We start from the raw sequence: 14,616 nt of genomic DNA, 5'->3' as shown, positions 1-14,616 counted from the left end.
CGGCCGTCGCAATCCCGTCACGATCGTCGGTGCATTCTGCAGATATTCACTCTTTGTTCTAACGAGGCGATGTCATGCAGGGCCGTTTCAAGCTTTACTACAACCCCCAGAGCCGCGCCTCGGTGGCCCGCTGGATGCTGGAGGAAGTCGGTGCCGACTACGAGCTCGTCCCCGTCGACTTCGAGAAGGGCGACAACCGCAAGCCGGACTTCCTCGCCATCAACCCGATGGGCAAACTGCCGACGCTGATCCTGCCGGACGGCACGGTGATGACCGAGACGGCGGCGATACTCGCCCATCTTGCCGACTGTTTTCCGCAAGCCGGTCTCGCCTCGGCACCCGCGACGCCGGAGCGGGCCACCTATTACCGCTGGCTGTTCTTCGCACCCTCCTGCCTCGAGCCGGCCGGCGTCGACGCGATGATGCGCAAGGACGCCCCGCCGCTTCCCCGGATGGCTCTCGGCTGGGGCAGCTATGACGACGTCATCGATACGATCGAGGGCCGGCTCGCCGATCGCCCCTATGTCACCGGCGACAGCTTCACCGCCGCCGACCTGGCGCTCGGCGCGACGCTGTGGTGGTTCTCGATGTTCGGCGCGCCGCGAGTGAAGGAGAGCGAGGCAATCATGGGCTTCGTCGGGCGCATCACCGATCGCGACGCCTTCAAGCGGGCCCAGGCGACCGGCTGAAGCAGACCGAAGGGGACGTGGCGGCGCCGCCTGCAGCATCGGCCCGAAATCGGTATCGATTTTCCAAAAGGCACGATGCGTCGATCGAGAGAGCGGGAGCGCCCTTGGCGCATCCTGTCGGACGCGCGGCGCTGCAATTGCCACCCGGACGCATCCCGCGTTGACAGGCCCGGCCGGCATCTTGAAAGTCGCCTTACAGGCAGCGCCGGGGGACCATCTAGTGAGTGACACCATCATCCGTTCTCTCGAGGAGCTCGCCGCCCGCTACGGCACGCCCTCCGACACCTCGCTCGCCAAGGAAGCCGATCATCTGACGGCGCATTACCGTGCCTTCGTCGAGGCGGCGCCCTTCGTGCTGATCGCCAGCGTCGGGCCGGAGGGTCTCGACTGTTCGCCGCGCGGCGATCCGGCCGGCTTCGTCGCCATCGAGGACGAGCGGACGCTGCTCCTGCCGGACCGGCTCGGCAACAACCGGGTCGACACCCTGACCAACATCGTCCGCGATCCGCGCATCTCCCTGCTCTTCCTGATCCCCGGCATCGGCGAGACGCTGCGGGTCAGCGGCACCGGCGAGATCGACACCGCGGCGGACCTTCTCGAGCGCTTCGCGATGAACGGCAAGCTGCCGCGCAGCGTGTTGCGGGTGCGGATCGCCAGCGTCTATTTCCAGTGCCAGAAGGCGCTGGTGCGCTCCCGCCTGTGGGATCCCGCCAGCCAGGTGGATCGCAGGTCGCTGCCGAGCACCGGCGAGATGCTCGCCGCGCGGATGGCGGATTTCGACGGCGCGAAATACGACGCCGACTATCCCGAGCGGTTGAAGCAGACGATCTATTGAGGGCGTCCCGAACGCTTCAGACGTCGCGCCTCAGGCCTCGCGCTTCAGCCCCTTGGCCTTGAGTTCGTCGAGATAGCCCTGCCAGCGGGCGTCCCTGTCGCGGCCGAGTTCGGAAAGATAGGTCCAGGAGAACAGCCCGCTGTCGTGGCCGTCGGAAAACACGATGCGGATCGCATAGTGGCCGATCGGCTGCAGATCGGCGATCGTCACGTCCTTCTTGCCGGACATCGTCTTGCGGTCGGCCTCGGAATGGCCGCGCACCTCCGCCGAAGGCGACAGCACCCGCAGGAACTCGGCGGAAAACTCGTCCCGCGCGCCGTCCTTCCAGGTGACCGTCAGCATCCGCCGGTCCTTGGCGACGCGCAGCTCGCTCGGCGCTTCCAGCTTGCCGTCCATCGATGCAACCATCCTTTTTTTCGCCGGCGCCGTTCCCGCCGAGCCATCCAAGGCCCCGGCCGGGCCCGGTTCATGGGTCTCGCCAATGGGTTGATCGAAAGCGCCGGCTTGACCCCTCGCCCCCGCACTTCCACATTCGACACTCCGATTGCAAGATCGAACGTCTCGAAAGGACGAAGGCCGAAGATGGAAATCGTCAAGGACATCGTGGAGCGGGCCGGCGGCGGCGTGGCGGCGACGCCTGCGCCAGGCGGCGCGAACATGATCGACCCGTTCGGCCGCGCGATCACCTATCTGCGCATCTCGGTGACGGACCGCTGCGATTTCCGCTGCGTCTATTGCATGGCCGAGGACATGACCTTCCTGCCGAAGCGTGATCTCCTGACGCTGGAAGAGCTCGACCGGCTGTCCACCGCCTTCATCGACAAGGGCGTGAGGAAGCTTCGCCTGACCGGCGGCGAGCCGCTTGTCCGCCGCAACATCATGCATCTCATCCGCTCGCTCTCGCGCCATCTGGAAACCGGTGCGCTGGAGGAACTGACGATCACCACCAACGGCTCGCAGCTCGAACGATTTGCGTCGGAGCTCGCCGATTGCGGCGTCAAGCGGATCAACGTCTCGCTCGACACGCTGGACCCGGACAAGTTCAAGGCGATTACCCGCTGGGGCGACTTCGCCAAGGTGATGGCCGGGATCAAGGCGGCCCAGGCCGCCGGCATCAGGGTGAAGCTCAACGCCGTTGCGCTGAAGGGCTTCAACGACGACGAGATCCCCGCAATGCTCGAATGGGCCCATGGCGAAGGCATGGACCTGACGCTGATCGAAACGATGCCGCTCGGCGAGATCGACGGCGACCGGACCGACCAGTATTTGCCGCTCTCGGCCGTCCGGGCGCGGCTCTCCGAGCGCTTCACCCTGACCGACATTCCCTACAAGACCGGCGGCCCGGCCCGCTATGTCGAGGTTGCCGAGACTGGCGGCCGGCTGGGCTTCATCACGCCGCTCACCCACAATTTCTGCGAAAGCTGCAACCGCGTCCGCCTGACCTGCACCGGCACCCTCTATATGTGCCTTGGCCAGGAGGACGCCGCCGATCTCAGGGGGCCGCTCAGAGCCTCCGAGGGCAACGAACTCCTGTCGAACGCCATCGACGAGGCGATCGGCCGGAAACCGAAGGGACATGACTTCATTATCGATCGGGAGACGCGCAGACCCGCCGTCTCGCGACATATGAGCGTGACCGGAGGATAGACATGACGACATCGCGGTATCTCGCGGCGGCAGTGGCCATGGGCCTTGCCGCAACCATTGCCTGTGCGCCTGCATTTGCGGGTCAGGTGACCTACAAGAACGAGCGCTTCGGGACGAAGGCGAGCTTCCCGGCCGAGGCCTTCCCGGAAAGGCTGCCCGCCCCGGTGGAGGGCGACGGCCTCGCCTGGGCCTCGCCGGACGGCGCGCAGATCTTCATCTATGCCCGGGAGAACCGTGGCGGCGAGACGCCGAAATCGATCATCCGCGACCGCGGACAGATGGACGACGTCACCTACGACGCCTCCGGCAACAGCTGGGCGGTGGTGTCGGGCTATCACGACGGCCGGATCTTCTACGAGCGCTACATCTTCCGCGGCGACCTGATCCACTCGGTGGCGATCCGCTATCCGAAGGACCAGCGCAGCACCTATGACAAGCTCGTCGGCCCGGTGACGATGACCCTCAAGGGTCCGTCCGGCAGCTGAGCCGACGCCGGTCCGGTCGCGATAGGAGCGTCGGAGCGGCCGGCAGTCGGTGGTGCCGGCGACCGTGGAGTTTGCGCCTTCCGTAGCCCTGCCGACGGTGGCGCGTCGCCCTCAGCCCTGGCGGACCTTCGGCTGCCAGGGGTGGAATTCCACCGGCTCATCGTCGGGCAGGATGTCGTCCAGTGGGATCTCGGCCTTTGCCTGCTCGTGCGGCCGTTCGGCGGTCGCCAGGGCCTCGATCAGGCTGCGGATCTCGTCCCAATTCCGCTTCGGCGGCTCGGGCGTGGCTGCCGGCGGTGCTCCCTCGGTGGTCGGCTGAAGCTGAGCACGCGGCAGGGATGCCTTCAGCGCAGAAGAGAGCCGCGCGTCCGCCTGGTCGCCATCCTTCAGCGAGGGGAGGTTCCTACGACGGGTTTCTTCCGCCGCGATCAGTGCGTCGAGCGCCCGACCGATGCCGTTGAGCGCGACGGGGGATCTCTCGGCGACGGGTTCCGCAAGGCGCGGGGTATCGTGTGATGAGGCTTCGCCAGCATCGACACCCTGAAAGTGGTTCCGATCACGCCCGCGCCGACGCCGATCCTGCTCGTCGACGGCGGTCTGCCGGTCCGGATAGCCGCCAAGAAGGGCGGTCACTGCAGAAAAGTTGAACCCCATCGTTCTTCTCCAGGCGCTGAAGAAAAATCTTGGGGATGACTGTCCTGCGGATTTCTTGTGATTGACGAGCGCATTTTATCGATCGGGCAATACGCAAGCGTTTTCGCAGAAACGTGATCTTACCCAGCGACCGGATTGCCGAGAACTGTGCGTCAAACGCCAGGCGGGCGCTGCGGAAAGAGCCCCCGTCGCAGCGCCGATTTCCTCTGCCGCCCTTGCCATTGAGCAGCCGGCGGACATCTACGGCCTTCATTGCGCGATGACCTCACGGGGTCCCGCTCCCATCTCAAAAGCGACGAACCGCTCATGACAGCCACGCGCGACGCGCATCTCCCGGATGCGGGCAGGACCGTGCGACGGCCAATGCTGGTCACTTTGATGATCGCCTCGGCGCTCTCGCCGCTGGCGATCAACATCTTCATCCCGTCCATGGCCTCGATCGCCAGGGATCTGGTCGCCGACGAGGCGATCGTCGGCCTCGGCCTGTCGCTCTATCTCGCCGCGACGGCGCTGATCCAGCTCTTGGCCGGTCCGCTGTCGGATCGCTACGGCCGCCGGCCAGTGATCATCGGCGGCATGGTGCTGTACCTCGTCGGAACGGTCATGTGCCTCGCCGCTGCCGACGTCGTCTTGTTTCTCGCCGGCCGGGTGGTGCAGGCGGCGAGCGCGACGGGCATCGCCTTGTCGCGGGCGATCGTTCGCGACGTCTATGAGCGCGAACGCGCTGCCGCGATGATCGGCTATGTCACTATGGGTTTCGCCATTGCGCCGCTGCTCGGCCCGCTGATCGGCGGCACGATCGACACGGCATTCGGCTGGCGGATGGTGTTCTGGCTCCTGGCGGCGATCGGCATCGTCGCCATCGGCCTGCTCTTCGTCGATCTCAACGAGACCAATCCCGAGCGCGGCAAGCCGATGCGCGGTCAGTTGGCCAATTACGCCGCCCTCCTCACCGCCGGCTCGTTCTGGAACTATGCCATGGTTTCAGCGCTGATTTCGGCGGTTTTCTTCGCCTTTCTCGGCGGTGCCCCCTTCGTCGCGGCGAGTCTCCTCGGCATGACGCCGGCGGAATACGGCCTGTGGTTCGCGCTCTGCGCCGCGGGCTACATCATCGGCAATTTCATCACCGCCCAGCTCTCCGAACGGCTTGGCATCAAGACGCTGATGGTGGCCGGCAGCGCCATTTCCATGGGGGCGGCGCTGCTTTCCCTTGCTTTGGTCGGGGCCGGCTGGCTGAGCCCGCTGACGCTGTTCGGCCCGATGTTCCTCGTCGGCATCGGCAACGGTCTGGCGACGCCGACCTCCACCGCCGGCGGCGTCAGCGTGGTTCCCCATGCCGCCGGCGCCGCGGCGGGCATGATGGGAGCGCTGCAGATCGGCACCGGTGCGCTCGCCTCGTTTGCCGCCGCGCTGGTCGCGACTCGCCATGGCGGGCCGATCGGCCTGTTGGCGCTGATGTCGGTGTTCGGTCTCGGCTCCCTCGTCGCCGCCATGCTGGTGCGGCGCGTCCGGCACACGGCGTGACGCCGGCCGGCCTGATCCTCGCAGGCGGCAGGGGCAGCCGCATGGGCGGCGCTGTCCCGAAGCCGCTCGTTCCCCTCGCCGGCCGGCCGCTGATCCTTCATGTCGTCGCAAGGCTCGAGCGACAGGCGGCGCCGCTGATCCTCGCCGCGCCCGCCGGCGCCGGATACGATCATCTCAATCTCCCCCTCGCGCCCGACCACCGGCCTGGCCTCCCCGGCCCACTCGCTGGCATCGAGGCCGGGCTTCAGGCGCTGTCAGTGATGGGAACGGCCGGGCCAGACCGGCTCTTCGTCACGCCGGGGGATACACCCTTCCTGCCGGTCGACATCGTCGAACGGCTGGCCTCGACAGATCTCGACAAGCCGGTGGCGGCCGTCCATGCCGGTCGCATCCAGCCGGCGACGGCGATGTGGCCGCTGACGGTGCTGCCGGATCTCGAACGCTGGCTCGACGAGGGCCGGCCGCTGGCAATCCGTGCCTTTCTCGAGGCGATCGGGCATGTGGTGGCGGAGATCCCCGCGACCGCGGACGCACCGGCGGGCGACCCGTTCTTCAACGTCAACACGCCGGACGATCTTTCGCTGGCTGAAGCCTTTCTCCGCCGGCAGCATGGTGCGTGACGCGCAGACATGCGGGGCGAAATCCACGGGGCGGCCGGCAAACGAGAGTTGCTTTCGGCTTTCGAAAAATGGCAGCATGCCTTCCGACCAAGCATGCCCAATCGGTCGGCAGCTTAGCTGCCGCGCCGGTTTGGAAAACAGAGCAACCAATTTCTGACGACATAAGGGGTTTCCATGCGTCTTGCCCAATCATTCGCTCTCGCCGCCGCGCTGTCGGCGCTGCTCGCCGGCGCGGCCGTGGCTCAGGAGAGCGACGCCGACAAGGACTGGTCGACGGTCAGGATCGGCACCGAGGGCGCCTATCCGCCCTTCAACTTCCTCGACGCATCGGGCGAACTCAAGGGCTTCGACGTCGACATCGCCAAGGCGCTCTGCGAGCACATGAAGGTGGAATGCACCTTTGTGACCCAGGACTGGGACGGCATGATCCCGGCGCTGCAGAACGGCAATTTCGACGCGATCATCGCCTCGATGTCGATTACGCCGGAGCGCGAGGAGCAGATCGCCTTCACCAACAAATACTACAACACGCCGCCGGCGATCGCCGTGCCGAAGGACAGCGAAGTCACCGAGGCAACCGACGAGGCGCTGTCGGGCAAGGCGATCGGCGCGCAGGTCTCGACGACCCACGCCCGCGCCGCCGCGGCGCTCTTCCCGGACGCCGACATCCGCCAGTATCCGACCGCCGAGGAATACAAGCTCGACATCGAGAACGGCCGCCTCGACGCGGTGATGGACGATGTCGTCGTGCTCGACGAATGGGTGAAGAGCGACGAGGGCAAGTGCTGCAAGATCCTCGGCACGCTGCCGGCCGATCCGCAGATCTATGGCAAGGGCGTCGGCATCGGCCTTCGCAAGGGTAACGACAAGCTCAAGGAGATGTTCAACAAGGCGATCGCCGAGATCCGCGAAGACGGCACCTACGAGAAGATCCAGGGCCAATACTTCGACTTCGACGTCTACGGCGCCGAGACCAAGTGACGCTCGCCTACGGATAGGAGGACACAGGCCGCCGGCACCCTGCCGGCGGCCTTTTTTCGGCGCGGCGCGAATTGCATGCCGGCAACTCAATCGACTGCGGTGACGATCTGACCCGATGAACGAATCCCTCACCCTTCTCGGCTTCGGCTCGACCGGCTGGGGCGACGACCTCGCCCGGGGCGTTCTCGTCACCGTCTCCCTGTCGCTCGCAACCTTGCCGATCGGTCTCGTCCTCGGCTTCCTCCTGTCGCTCGCCAAGCAGTCCGAAGACGCGCTGCTGAAGCTTTCCGCCGATATCTTCACGACGATCTTCCGCGGCCTGCCCGAACTCCTGACGCTGTTCCTCGTCTATTTCGGCATCAATGCCGCGCTGAAGTCGGCAAGCCAAGCGACCGGCCTGCCGGACATCGCGCTGTCGAGCTTCGTCTCCGGCATGGTGGCGCTCGGCGTCGTCTTCTCGGCCTTCGCCAGCGAGGTGTTCCTCTCCGCCTTCCGGGCGATCCCGCACGGCCAGCGCGAGGGCGGGCTATCGCTGGGGCTCGGCAGGGCCAAGGTGATGCTCCTCGTCATCCTGCCGCAGCTGATCAAGATCGCCTTGCCGGGCCTTGCCAATCTCTGGATGAACCTTCTGAAGGACACCGCCCTCGTCTCGGTCATCGGCCTTGCCGACATCCTGCGGCAGGCCGGAATCGCCGCCCGCGTCTCGCGCGAGCCCTTCCTGTTTTTCGGCACGGCGATCGTCCTCTACCTAATCCTCACCATCATCTCGTCCTTCGCCATCGGCGGCATCGACCGCTGGACCAAGCGCGGCGAGGTGGCGAAATGAGCGGCAACACGACGACGCTCGCCGTTCCGGCCGCACCGCGGCCGAAGCTGAAGCCCGCCGGCCTGATCGCCATCGGCATCTGGATCGCCGTCGCTATCGCCTTCGTCTTCTATTTCGTCCAGGCCTTCGACGTGACGCTGATCGAGCGTTTCGGAATGAAATATCTGTCAGGCCTCTGGGTCACGGTCTCTCTGGTCGCCGTCTCCTTCGTCTGCGGCGCCATCGTCTCGCTGCCGGTCGCGCTCGGCCGGATGGCGACGAACCCGATCGCCCGGGCGCTGTCCTTCGCCTTCGTCTACTTCTTCCGCGGCACGCCGCTGATCGCTCAGATCTTCCTGATCTACTATGGCTTCGGCCAGTTTCACGGCTTCTTCGAGACGATCGGACTGTGGTGGTTCTTCCGCGAGGCCTGGTATTGCGGCCTTCTCTCCCTCGCCCTCAACACCGCCGCCTACCAGGCCGAGATCCTGCGCGGCGCCATCGAGAGCGTGCCGAAGGGCCAGTGGGAGGGCGGGCGCTCGCTCGGCATCCCGCGCCTGGTGATCTTCTTCAAGATCGTGCTGCCGCAGGCGCTGATCGTTGCGCTACGCCCCTATGCCAACGAGATCATTTTGATGATCAAGGCCTCGGCGATCGTCGCGATCATCACCGTCTACGACCTCTTCGGCGAGACCCGGCAGGCCTATTCGCGCACCTACGACTTCCAGACCTATGTCTGGGCGGCGCTGCTTTACCTCGCCATCGTCGAGGCGCTGAGGCACGCCACCAACTGGGCCGAGCGGCGGCTGACACGCCATTTGAAGCGGTGAGCGTTTGAACCCATCTCAATTTTGAGATATGGATGCGTTGGAAAGTCGAACTCACGCAGGATGCTGCATCCAAATCTGAAGCGCTACCGGGCGACCTCCGCGGTAAGTTCATCTTCATTGCTCGGCGTCTTGAGAGTGAGTCGCCGATGCAGGTCGGCATGCCCCATGTTCGACCGCTCGGAAACAAGCTTTGGGAAATGCGTCTGCAAGGCAGGGATGGTATTGCGCGGGCGGTCTATTTTCTCGCCTCGGGTCAACGCATCCTCGTCGTCCGGATCTTTGCGAAGAAGAGCCAGAAGACACCGCGTTCCGAAATCGATCTGGCACTGAAGCGACTGAAGGATGCGACATGAACCGCGCCGACACCATCTCCCTCGACGAACTGGCGGCCAGGCACCTCGCCGATCCGGAGGTGAAAGCCGCCTATGACGAGATGGCCAACGAATTCGCCGTGGCAAAGGCCCTGATCGCCGCCAGGAGCGCATCGAGACTTTCGCAGAAGGACGTCGCCGAGCGGATGAAGACCTCCCAGTCGGCGATCGCCCGGATGGAGAGCGGCCGGCAATCGGTGTCGACGGGCTCGATCCAGAAATACGCCACCGCCGTCGGCCGCCCGATCACCATCGAGATCAAGCCGCTGCCGGCGCCCCGCGGGTCCCAGTCCGCGGCATGAGAGCCCGGCCGCTTCACGCGGCCAAACGCGGCGTCTTCAGGCCAGACCCGGCTTTGTGTCGCGCGTTTTCATGCCGGCATTCTGGCACCCTGTGCCGGAACTGACATTTTCACGGGCCAGGCAGGCCAACGACCGGACGACAACCGCCTTTTCGCCAGCGGCTCGATTGAAAAGCCGCGCCCTGCCGATAGTTTCGCCCCCGACATTCTTTAAAGGAAGAGGAAGACGGATGGCCAAGGTCGCATTCATCGGGCTCGGCGTGATGGGCTACCCCATGGCCGCGCATCTGAAGGACAAGGGCGGCCACGACGTCACCGTCTACAACCGCACTGCCGAAAAGGCCAGGAAATGGGCCGGCGAGCATGGCGGCGGCCATTCCCCGACCCCGCGCGAGGCCGTGGTGGACGCCGACTTCGTCTTCATGTGCGTCGGCAATGACGACGACGTCCGCTCGGTCGTCTATGGCGAGGACGGCATCTTCGCGGGCATGAAATCCGGCGCGACGCTGATCGACAACACCACCGCCTCGGCGGAGCTCGCCCGCGAGCTTGGCGAGGCCGCATACGAGCAGGGCTTCAAGTTCCTCGACGCGCCGGTGTCGGGCGGGCAGGCCGGCGCCGAGAACGGCGTCCTCACCGTCATGTGCGGCGGTTCACAGGCGGATTTCGACGCAGCGAAACCGGTGATCGAATGCTACGCCAAGATGGTCGGGCTGATGGGCCCCGCCGGCTCCGGCCAACTCACCAAGATGATGAACCAGATCTGCATTGCCGGGCTCGTCCAGGGGCTTTCAGAGTCCATCGCCTTCGGCCAGAAGGCCGGGCTCGACATCGAGAAGGTGGTTTCGGTGATCTCCAAGGGCGCCGCCGGTTCCTGGCAGATGGAGAACCGCCACAAGACGATGAGCGCCGGCCACTACGACCACGGCTTCGCGGTCGAATGGATGCGCAAGGACCTCGGCATCTGCCTTGCCGAGGCCAAGCGCAAGGGCGCCCGCCTGCCGGTCACCGCACTGGTCGATCAGTTCTATGCCGAGGTGGAGGCGATGGGCGGCAAACGCTGGGATACGTCGAGTTTGCTGGCGCTGCTCAATCGGTAGCGAAGCATACAGTGTTCCAAGACTCTGTCATAACAGCCTCTCGTTGACAGGCGGCCCATAGGGTCGTTCTCTGAGCCGGACATCAATTGCAGGGGGCTCATGCGGATCGTTTGAGACGATGCGAAGCGGCGGGCAAACTTGCGAAAACACGGAATGGATTTCGAGGACGTCGATCTGGAATTCTTCCTCTCCCCCATCGTCGTTCCTGGAAAGCATGGTCGTCAGATTGCCATTGGCCGCCTGAAGGGCGTGACGGCCGTCATTTTCGCCCCACTTGGAAGTGAAGCCATCTCGATCATCAGCATGCGCCGGGCATCCAGAAATGAACGGAGGCTCCTTTGAAGAAAAAGTTTCCAAAGAGCGAGGACTTCAGCCCGGAAGACTGGGATGCCGTCGAATTTCCGGAATTGACGGACGCGGAGCTGGCCGAAGCCCGCCCGCTTTCTGAGGCCATGCCTCAGTTACACGCCGCGATCGTGGAAACACTTGGCCGACGTGCCGCGGCGCAAGACAAGCGACCGATCTCGATCCGTCTCGACGCGGATCTCGTCGAAAAGCTGCGTGCGACAGGGCCTGGCTGGCAAAGCCGCGTCAATGACGTTCTGCGACGGTGGATCGAGGGTAAGGCGGCCTGAGCCACGTTCGGCTCGAACCGGCTGCCGCGAAGCCGAGGCGCGCTGGACCATTCAGGCCTTCTCGGTTCGGCTCACTCGCCCCGCGGTTCCTTGTCGAGCACCATGTAGTCGAGCGGCAGCTGGGTGGTGTACTTGATCTGCTCCATCGCGAAGGACGAGGAGACGTCGCGGATCTCGATCTTCTCGATCAGCCGCTTGTAGAAGGCGTCATAGGCGGCGATGTCCGGCACCACGACGCGCAGCAGATAGTCGACGTCGCCGCTCATGCGGTAGAACTCGATCACCTCGGGAAACTCGCCGACCACCTCGGAGAAGCGCTTCAGCCATTCGGTCGAATGGGAATTGGTGCGGATGGCGACGAAGACGGTCACCCGGGCGTTGATCTTCTCGGGGTCGAGCACGGCAACGCGCCGCCTGATGACGCCCTCTTCCTCCAGCCGCTGGATCCGCCGCCAGCAGGGCGTCGTCGACAGGCCGACGCGCTTGGCGACGTCGGCGACCGCGAGGGTCGCGTCCTCCTGAAGCAGGCGCAGGATCTTCTTGTCGAGCCGGTCCATATGGCTTCCCGAACGATGGGCTGGAAGCAACGGGATACAGGAGATGAGCCGCGAGCGGAAGTTCGCGTCCACAACCGCTGTGCGGCGGCTTGAACGTCAGACGACAGCTGCGTCCCGCGACTGGCTAGCTCAGGCGACAGCGGGCTCGGGCTGGAGATGCGGGCGCAGGCTCGCTTCCAGTGCGTCGCGGTCGAAGGGCTTGTAGAGATAGCTGTCGACGCCCGCCCGCTTCAGCCGGGTCATCAGGCCGAGATTGGCCTCGACGATCATCGCGATGACATGCATGCCGCTGCCGGCCTGTTCGCGCAGCAGCTTGATGTCGCCGACGACGGTCTTGTCCTGGGCGCTGGCGCCGATCAGCAGGATGTTCGGCGCGCCGTGGCTTTCGATCCACTCGACGGCCTCGGCCGGCTTCTCCAGCGTGTCGACGGAGAGCCCTTCCCGGCTCAGGAGGCGAAAGGCGATCTTCCGGATGACCGGCGCATCGTCGATGATCAGGCAGGTCGTCATTGTCTCATCCTTCCGATGCCGCATCCCTGTCGTTTGCGAGCAGATGGCGAGTGTGTCGGGACACTTGGCGGGCCCGCGACGATCTACTTCGACGTTTCAAAGTCGAGGTCGCCAAAGGCCGTTCCTGCTCGCCGGTCGCAAGGTAACGTTACGGCTTTTCGGAAGTGTTCAGGAAAATGGCTAACGCTGGGTAAAACGGACCGCGAGAATGCCGTGCATCGCGTAATTGTGAGCGCGGTCCGCCAGATTTCGACGCCCCGCCGGACATTGCGGCATCTCGTCGAAGCCCTCCCCGGTCGAAGTGGCCACCCGGCGGCGGATAGCTGCCGTTTCGGCGCGGGGGGCCGGCTCAGCCGGCACTCGCCGGCTTCGGCTGCAGATGGAATTCCACCTTCTCGTCGGTCTTCTCATAGGTGACGGCGAGGCCGGATTCCTCCGCCAGGAACAGCGTGTAAAAGGGCTGGATCGCCTGGGCGTCGAGAGCCTCCTCGACCTCGGTGCCGTCGAGCATCTGGACGAGCCGCGGCTGCAGGCGGATGCGCCCGCCACCGGCGGAGACCGTCGCGCGGAAAGGCTCGATGCTTTCGATGACGACCTTGATCTCGCCGCCACGGCTGATGGCGGCACTCGCCATGACCACCAGATTGAGGACGATCTTGGCGTAGTTCTTGGGAACGTAACCCGGCTCACCTTCCCAGACGAGGCTCGGCTTCTCGTGGTCCATATAGCCGATCGCCACGGTCTTGGCGTCGTTGAGGTCGATCGCCGCGGTCTGGGAGCCGGCGGCGCCGAAGGCGATGCGCGCGAACTGGAGCTTGGCCACCGCCGCCTTCAGCGACGAGCGCACCAGATCCATCGACTCCTTGTCGCCCGGCATGTCGTCGAGGAGTTCCAGGCCGCTCTGGATGCCGAAGACCGGCGAGATGATGTCGTGGCACAGGCGGCTGGCCAGAAGCGCCGCGAGATCTGCCGCGGAGATGGATGGCAGGCTGGTCATGGACGCACCTCGGCCCCGTCAGGATCGTTAAAAAGCGAATCATCGCCGGTTTTGCGAAACGACCATGATTCCTCGCCGCCGGGAGGTCAACCAAGTGCTGGAGCAAGGTCCGAGCGCCGCGGGAAACCATCGACCCAGAGGTGCCTCGCGAAAAAGATGCGCTTTCCTTCGCCTGCATTAGTCTTTCGGAAACCACGATCGGATCAAATTGCGCGGAAAGGGGCGGATGCGCCCCGTTTCCGGCCGTCACGGCCCGCCTTGCGAAAGGAATGGATCATGCGTTCGATCGTCGGCACGTTCCGCAGTCTCGCCGTCGCCGCCTGCCTCGGCCTTGCGGCAATCGGCTCGCTCGCCAGCCCCGCCACCGCGCAGGCGGTCGGGCAGAACGGCTACACCATGGACGAGGTCGTCAATACCGGCCAGCAGTTCTTCGGCTCGACCTCGGGTGGCCTCGCCCAGCTGATCGAGCGGGCCTTCCAGAACTACGGCCTGCCGAACGGCTACATCCTCGGTCAGGAAGCCTCCGGCGCCTTCTTCGGCGGCCTGCGCTTCGGCGAGGGCTCGCTCTACACCAAGAATGCCGGCCAGCGGAAAGTCTTCTGGCAGGGCCCCTCGCTCGGCTTCGACGTCGGCGGCGACGGCGCCCGCACCATGATGCTGGTCTACAATCTGCCTTCGGTCGACGCCGTCTTCGGCCGCTTCGGCGGCGTTTCCGGCACCGCCTATCTCGTCGGCGGCCTCGGCATGACGGTTCTGGCCCGGGACAACGTGCTCCTCGTTCCGGTCAAGACCGGCGTCGGCGCGCGGCTCGGCCTGAATGTGGGCTACCTCAAGCTCACCCCGATGCCGACCTGGAACCCGTTCTGATCTTTCGAAGACCGGCGGTTGCCCCAGAAGGCAGCCGTCAATCGATTTTCCTGACGCCGGATCCCATAAGGGTCCGGCGTCTTCGCGCGTGCCGTGATATCGTCCCGCGATGCAGCATCTTGGGCCACTTCCGCGGCCCGCTTTGGCCGCGAGGAGCCGGCGCCGGCCGTGTCGCATTCACCATAGGGCGTTGCTTTTGTGGCGATCT

At 65.2% G+C, this 14,616-nt stretch carries 19 protein-coding genes and 1 pseudogene; 15 read left to right on the top strand and 5 right to left on the bottom strand.

Translation table 11 applies throughout. From position 1 onward, the window contains the following. Positions 1-74: 74 nt before the first annotated feature. Together E3C22_RS22895 and E3C22_RS22890 are read left to right on the top strand one after the other, a co-directional pair. A complete protein-coding gene (locus E3C22_RS22895; protein WP_134764207.1) occupies positions 75-689 on the top strand; it encodes a glutathione S-transferase family protein in 615 nt (204 codons plus the stop codon). Positions 690-909: 220 nt separating this feature from the next. Further along, complete coding sequence (locus tag E3C22_RS22890) at positions 910-1,524, top strand: pyridoxamine 5'-phosphate oxidase family protein (protein ID WP_134764206.1); 615 nt, start codon at positions 910-912, stop codon at positions 1,522-1,524. A 30-nt stretch (positions 1,525-1,554) separates the two neighbouring features. Here the strand turns inward: E3C22_RS22890 and E3C22_RS22885 are convergent, their stop codons facing one another. Next, positions 1,555-1,932, bottom strand: coding sequence for a gamma-butyrobetaine hydroxylase family protein (locus E3C22_RS22885; RefSeq protein WP_245515152.1), 378 nt, complete (start codon positions 1,930-1,932; stop codon positions 1,555-1,557). Positions 1,933-2,181: 249 nt separating this feature from the next. Here E3C22_RS22885 and moaA point away from each other — a divergent pair, with 249 nt between their 5' ends. Then, positions 2,182-3,171: a GTP 3',8-cyclase MoaA gene (gene moaA, locus E3C22_RS22880; protein WP_134764221.1), complete on the top strand. Its 990-nt coding sequence runs from the start codon at positions 2,182-2,184 to the stop codon at positions 3,169-3,171. 2 nt (positions 3,172-3,173) lie between these two features. Next, positions 3,174-3,656 carry a hypothetical protein gene (locus E3C22_RS22875; protein ID WP_134764205.1) on the top strand — a complete coding sequence of 161 codons (483 nt, stop codon included), beginning with the start codon at positions 3,174-3,176 and terminating at the stop codon, positions 3,654-3,656. A gap of 111 nt (positions 3,657-3,767) precedes the next feature. Here the strand turns inward: E3C22_RS22875 and E3C22_RS22870 are convergent, their stop codons facing one another. Further along, positions 3,768-4,310 carry a hypothetical protein gene (locus E3C22_RS22870; RefSeq protein WP_134764204.1) on the bottom strand — a complete coding sequence of 181 codons (543 nt, stop codon included), beginning with the start codon at positions 4,308-4,310 and terminating at the stop codon, positions 3,768-3,770. 306 nt (positions 4,311-4,616) lie between these two features. Between E3C22_RS22870 and E3C22_RS22865 the strand changes: the two genes are divergently transcribed. The 10 genes and pseudogenes from E3C22_RS22865 to E3C22_RS22820 all read left to right on the top strand — a co-directional run bounded on the left by E3C22_RS22865 (position 4,617) and on the right by E3C22_RS22820 (position 11,477). After that, a complete protein-coding gene (locus E3C22_RS22865; RefSeq protein WP_134764203.1) occupies positions 4,617-5,834 on the top strand; it encodes a multidrug effflux MFS transporter in 1,218 nt (405 codons plus the stop codon). Beyond that, on the top strand, positions 5,831-6,454 hold the full coding sequence (mobA, locus tag E3C22_RS22860; protein ID WP_280988152.1) for a molybdenum cofactor guanylyltransferase: 624 nt from the start codon (positions 5,831-5,833) through the stop codon (positions 6,452-6,454). Before E3C22_RS22865 ends, mobA begins: the two co-directional genes overlap by 4 nt. A 174-nt stretch (positions 6,455-6,628) precedes the next feature. Beyond that, positions 6,629-7,435 carry an ABC transporter substrate-binding protein gene (locus E3C22_RS22855; RefSeq protein WP_134764201.1) on the top strand — a complete coding sequence of 269 codons (807 nt, stop codon included), beginning with the start codon at positions 6,629-6,631 and terminating at the stop codon, positions 7,433-7,435. A gap of 115 nt (positions 7,436-7,550) precedes the next feature. Further along, positions 7,551-8,261, top strand: a complete 711-nt coding sequence (locus tag E3C22_RS22850) for an ABC transporter permease (protein ID WP_134764200.1) — start codon at positions 7,551-7,553, stop codon at positions 8,259-8,261. Then, positions 8,258-9,070 carry an ABC transporter permease gene (locus E3C22_RS22845; RefSeq protein WP_134764199.1) on the top strand — a complete coding sequence of 271 codons (813 nt, stop codon included), beginning with the start codon at positions 8,258-8,260 and terminating at the stop codon, positions 9,068-9,070. Before E3C22_RS22850 ends, E3C22_RS22845 begins: the two co-directional genes overlap by 4 nt. 32 nt (positions 9,071-9,102) lie before the next feature. After that, entirely contained in the window at positions 9,103-9,423 is a 321-nt protein-coding gene (locus E3C22_RS22840) for a type II toxin-antitoxin system RelE/ParE family toxin (RefSeq protein ID WP_134764198.1), read from the top strand. Then, positions 9,420-9,743 (top strand): helix-turn-helix domain-containing protein, encoded by a 324-nt coding sequence (locus E3C22_RS22835; protein ID WP_134764197.1) that lies wholly within the window; start codon positions 9,420-9,422, stop codon positions 9,741-9,743. The genes E3C22_RS22840 and E3C22_RS22835 overlap by 4 nt, the downstream gene beginning before the upstream one ends. A gap of 229 nt (positions 9,744-9,972) precedes the next feature. After that, the gene (locus E3C22_RS22830) at positions 9,973-10,842 is read left to right on the top strand and encodes an NAD(P)-dependent oxidoreductase (protein WP_134764196.1); all 870 of its coding nucleotides are present in this window, start codon (positions 9,973-9,975) and stop codon (positions 10,840-10,842) included. A 126-nt stretch (positions 10,843-10,968) separates the two neighbouring features. Then, positions 10,969-11,184: pseudogene (locus E3C22_RS22825) on the top strand (BrnT family toxin); the annotation flags it as partial. Continuing rightward, positions 11,181-11,477: a BrnA antitoxin family protein gene (locus E3C22_RS22820; RefSeq protein ID WP_134764195.1), complete on the top strand. Its 297-nt coding sequence runs from the start codon at positions 11,181-11,183 to the stop codon at positions 11,475-11,477. The pseudogene E3C22_RS22825 and the gene E3C22_RS22820, both read left to right, overlap by 4 nt. Before the next feature lie 71 nt (positions 11,478-11,548). On the opposite strand, the gene E3C22_RS22815 is transcribed toward E3C22_RS22820, so the two are convergent. The 3 genes from E3C22_RS22815 to chpT form a co-directional block, all read right to left on the bottom strand. Next, positions 11,549-12,034, bottom strand: coding sequence for an Lrp/AsnC family transcriptional regulator (locus E3C22_RS22815; RefSeq protein WP_134764194.1), 486 nt, complete (start codon positions 12,032-12,034; stop codon positions 11,549-11,551). 129 nt (positions 12,035-12,163) lie between these two features. Further along, the gene (locus E3C22_RS22810) at positions 12,164-12,544 is read right to left on the bottom strand and encodes a response regulator (RefSeq protein WP_167591878.1); all 381 of its coding nucleotides are present in this window, start codon (positions 12,542-12,544) and stop codon (positions 12,164-12,166) included. A 349-nt stretch (positions 12,545-12,893) separates the two neighbouring features. Then, the gene (gene chpT / locus E3C22_RS22805) at positions 12,894-13,541 is read right to left on the bottom strand and encodes a histidine phosphotransferase ChpT (RefSeq protein ID WP_134764192.1); all 648 of its coding nucleotides are present in this window, start codon (positions 13,539-13,541) and stop codon (positions 12,894-12,896) included. Between the two features lie 276 nt (positions 13,542-13,817). Between chpT and E3C22_RS22800 the strand changes: the two genes are divergently transcribed. Then, positions 13,818-14,408 carry a DUF1134 domain-containing protein gene (locus E3C22_RS22800; protein ID WP_134764191.1) on the top strand — a complete coding sequence of 197 codons (591 nt, stop codon included), beginning with the start codon at positions 13,818-13,820 and terminating at the stop codon, positions 14,406-14,408. Positions 14,409-14,616: the final 208 nt, after the last annotated feature.

This window comes from Jiella endophytica (assembly GCF_004519335.1).
Classification (GTDB): Bacteria; Pseudomonadota; Alphaproteobacteria; order Rhizobiales; family Rhizobiaceae; genus Jiella; species Jiella endophytica.
This window is presented reverse-complemented; position numbering and strand designations above follow the sequence as displayed.

Bases quoted from the DNA above. Each gene is read 5' to 3' on its own strand.
- E3C22_RS22810 (WP_167591878.1), bottom strand. From the start codon at position 12,544: ATGACGACCTGCCTGATCATCGACGATGCGCCGGTCATCCGGAAGATC.
- E3C22_RS22895 (WP_134764207.1), top strand. From the start codon at position 75: ATGCAGGGCCGTTTCAAGCTTTACTACAACCCCCAGAGCCGCGCCTCG.
- E3C22_RS22885 (WP_245515152.1), bottom strand. From the start codon at position 1,932: ATGGTTGCATCGATGGACGGCAAGCTGGAAGCGCCGAGCGAGCTGCGC.
- E3C22_RS22865 (WP_134764203.1), top strand. From the start codon at position 4,617: ATGACAGCCACGCGCGACGCGCATCTCCCGGATGCGGGCAGGACCGTG.
- E3C22_RS22835 (WP_134764197.1), top strand. From the start codon at position 9,420: ATGAACCGCGCCGACACCATCTCCCTCGACGAACTGGCGGCCAGGCAC.
- E3C22_RS22875 (WP_134764205.1), top strand. From the start codon at position 3,174: ATGACGACATCGCGGTATCTCGCGGCGGCAGTGGCCATGGGCCTTGCC.
- E3C22_RS22840 (WP_134764198.1), top strand. From the start codon at position 9,103: ATGCGTTGGAAAGTCGAACTCACGCAGGATGCTGCATCCAAATCTGAA.
- E3C22_RS22870 (WP_134764204.1), bottom strand. From the start codon at position 4,310: ATGGGGTTCAACTTTTCTGCAGTGACCGCCCTTCTTGGCGGCTATCCG.
- E3C22_RS22830 (WP_134764196.1), top strand. From the start codon at position 9,973: ATGGCCAAGGTCGCATTCATCGGGCTCGGCGTGATGGGCTACCCCATG.
- E3C22_RS22845 (WP_134764199.1), top strand. From the start codon at position 8,258: ATGAGCGGCAACACGACGACGCTCGCCGTTCCGGCCGCACCGCGGCCG.
- E3C22_RS22855 (WP_134764201.1), top strand. From the start codon at position 6,629: ATGCGTCTTGCCCAATCATTCGCTCTCGCCGCCGCGCTGTCGGCGCTG.
- chpT (WP_134764192.1), bottom strand. From the start codon at position 13,541: ATGACCAGCCTGCCATCCATCTCCGCGGCAGATCTCGCGGCGCTTCTG.
- moaA (WP_134764221.1), top strand. From the start codon at position 2,182: ATGATCGACCCGTTCGGCCGCGCGATCACCTATCTGCGCATCTCGGTG.
- E3C22_RS22815 (WP_134764194.1), bottom strand. From the start codon at position 12,034: ATGGACCGGCTCGACAAGAAGATCCTGCGCCTGCTTCAGGAGGACGCG.
- E3C22_RS22850 (WP_134764200.1), top strand. From the start codon at position 7,551: ATGAACGAATCCCTCACCCTTCTCGGCTTCGGCTCGACCGGCTGGGGC.
- E3C22_RS22800 (WP_134764191.1), top strand. From the start codon at position 13,818: ATGCGTTCGATCGTCGGCACGTTCCGCAGTCTCGCCGTCGCCGCCTGC.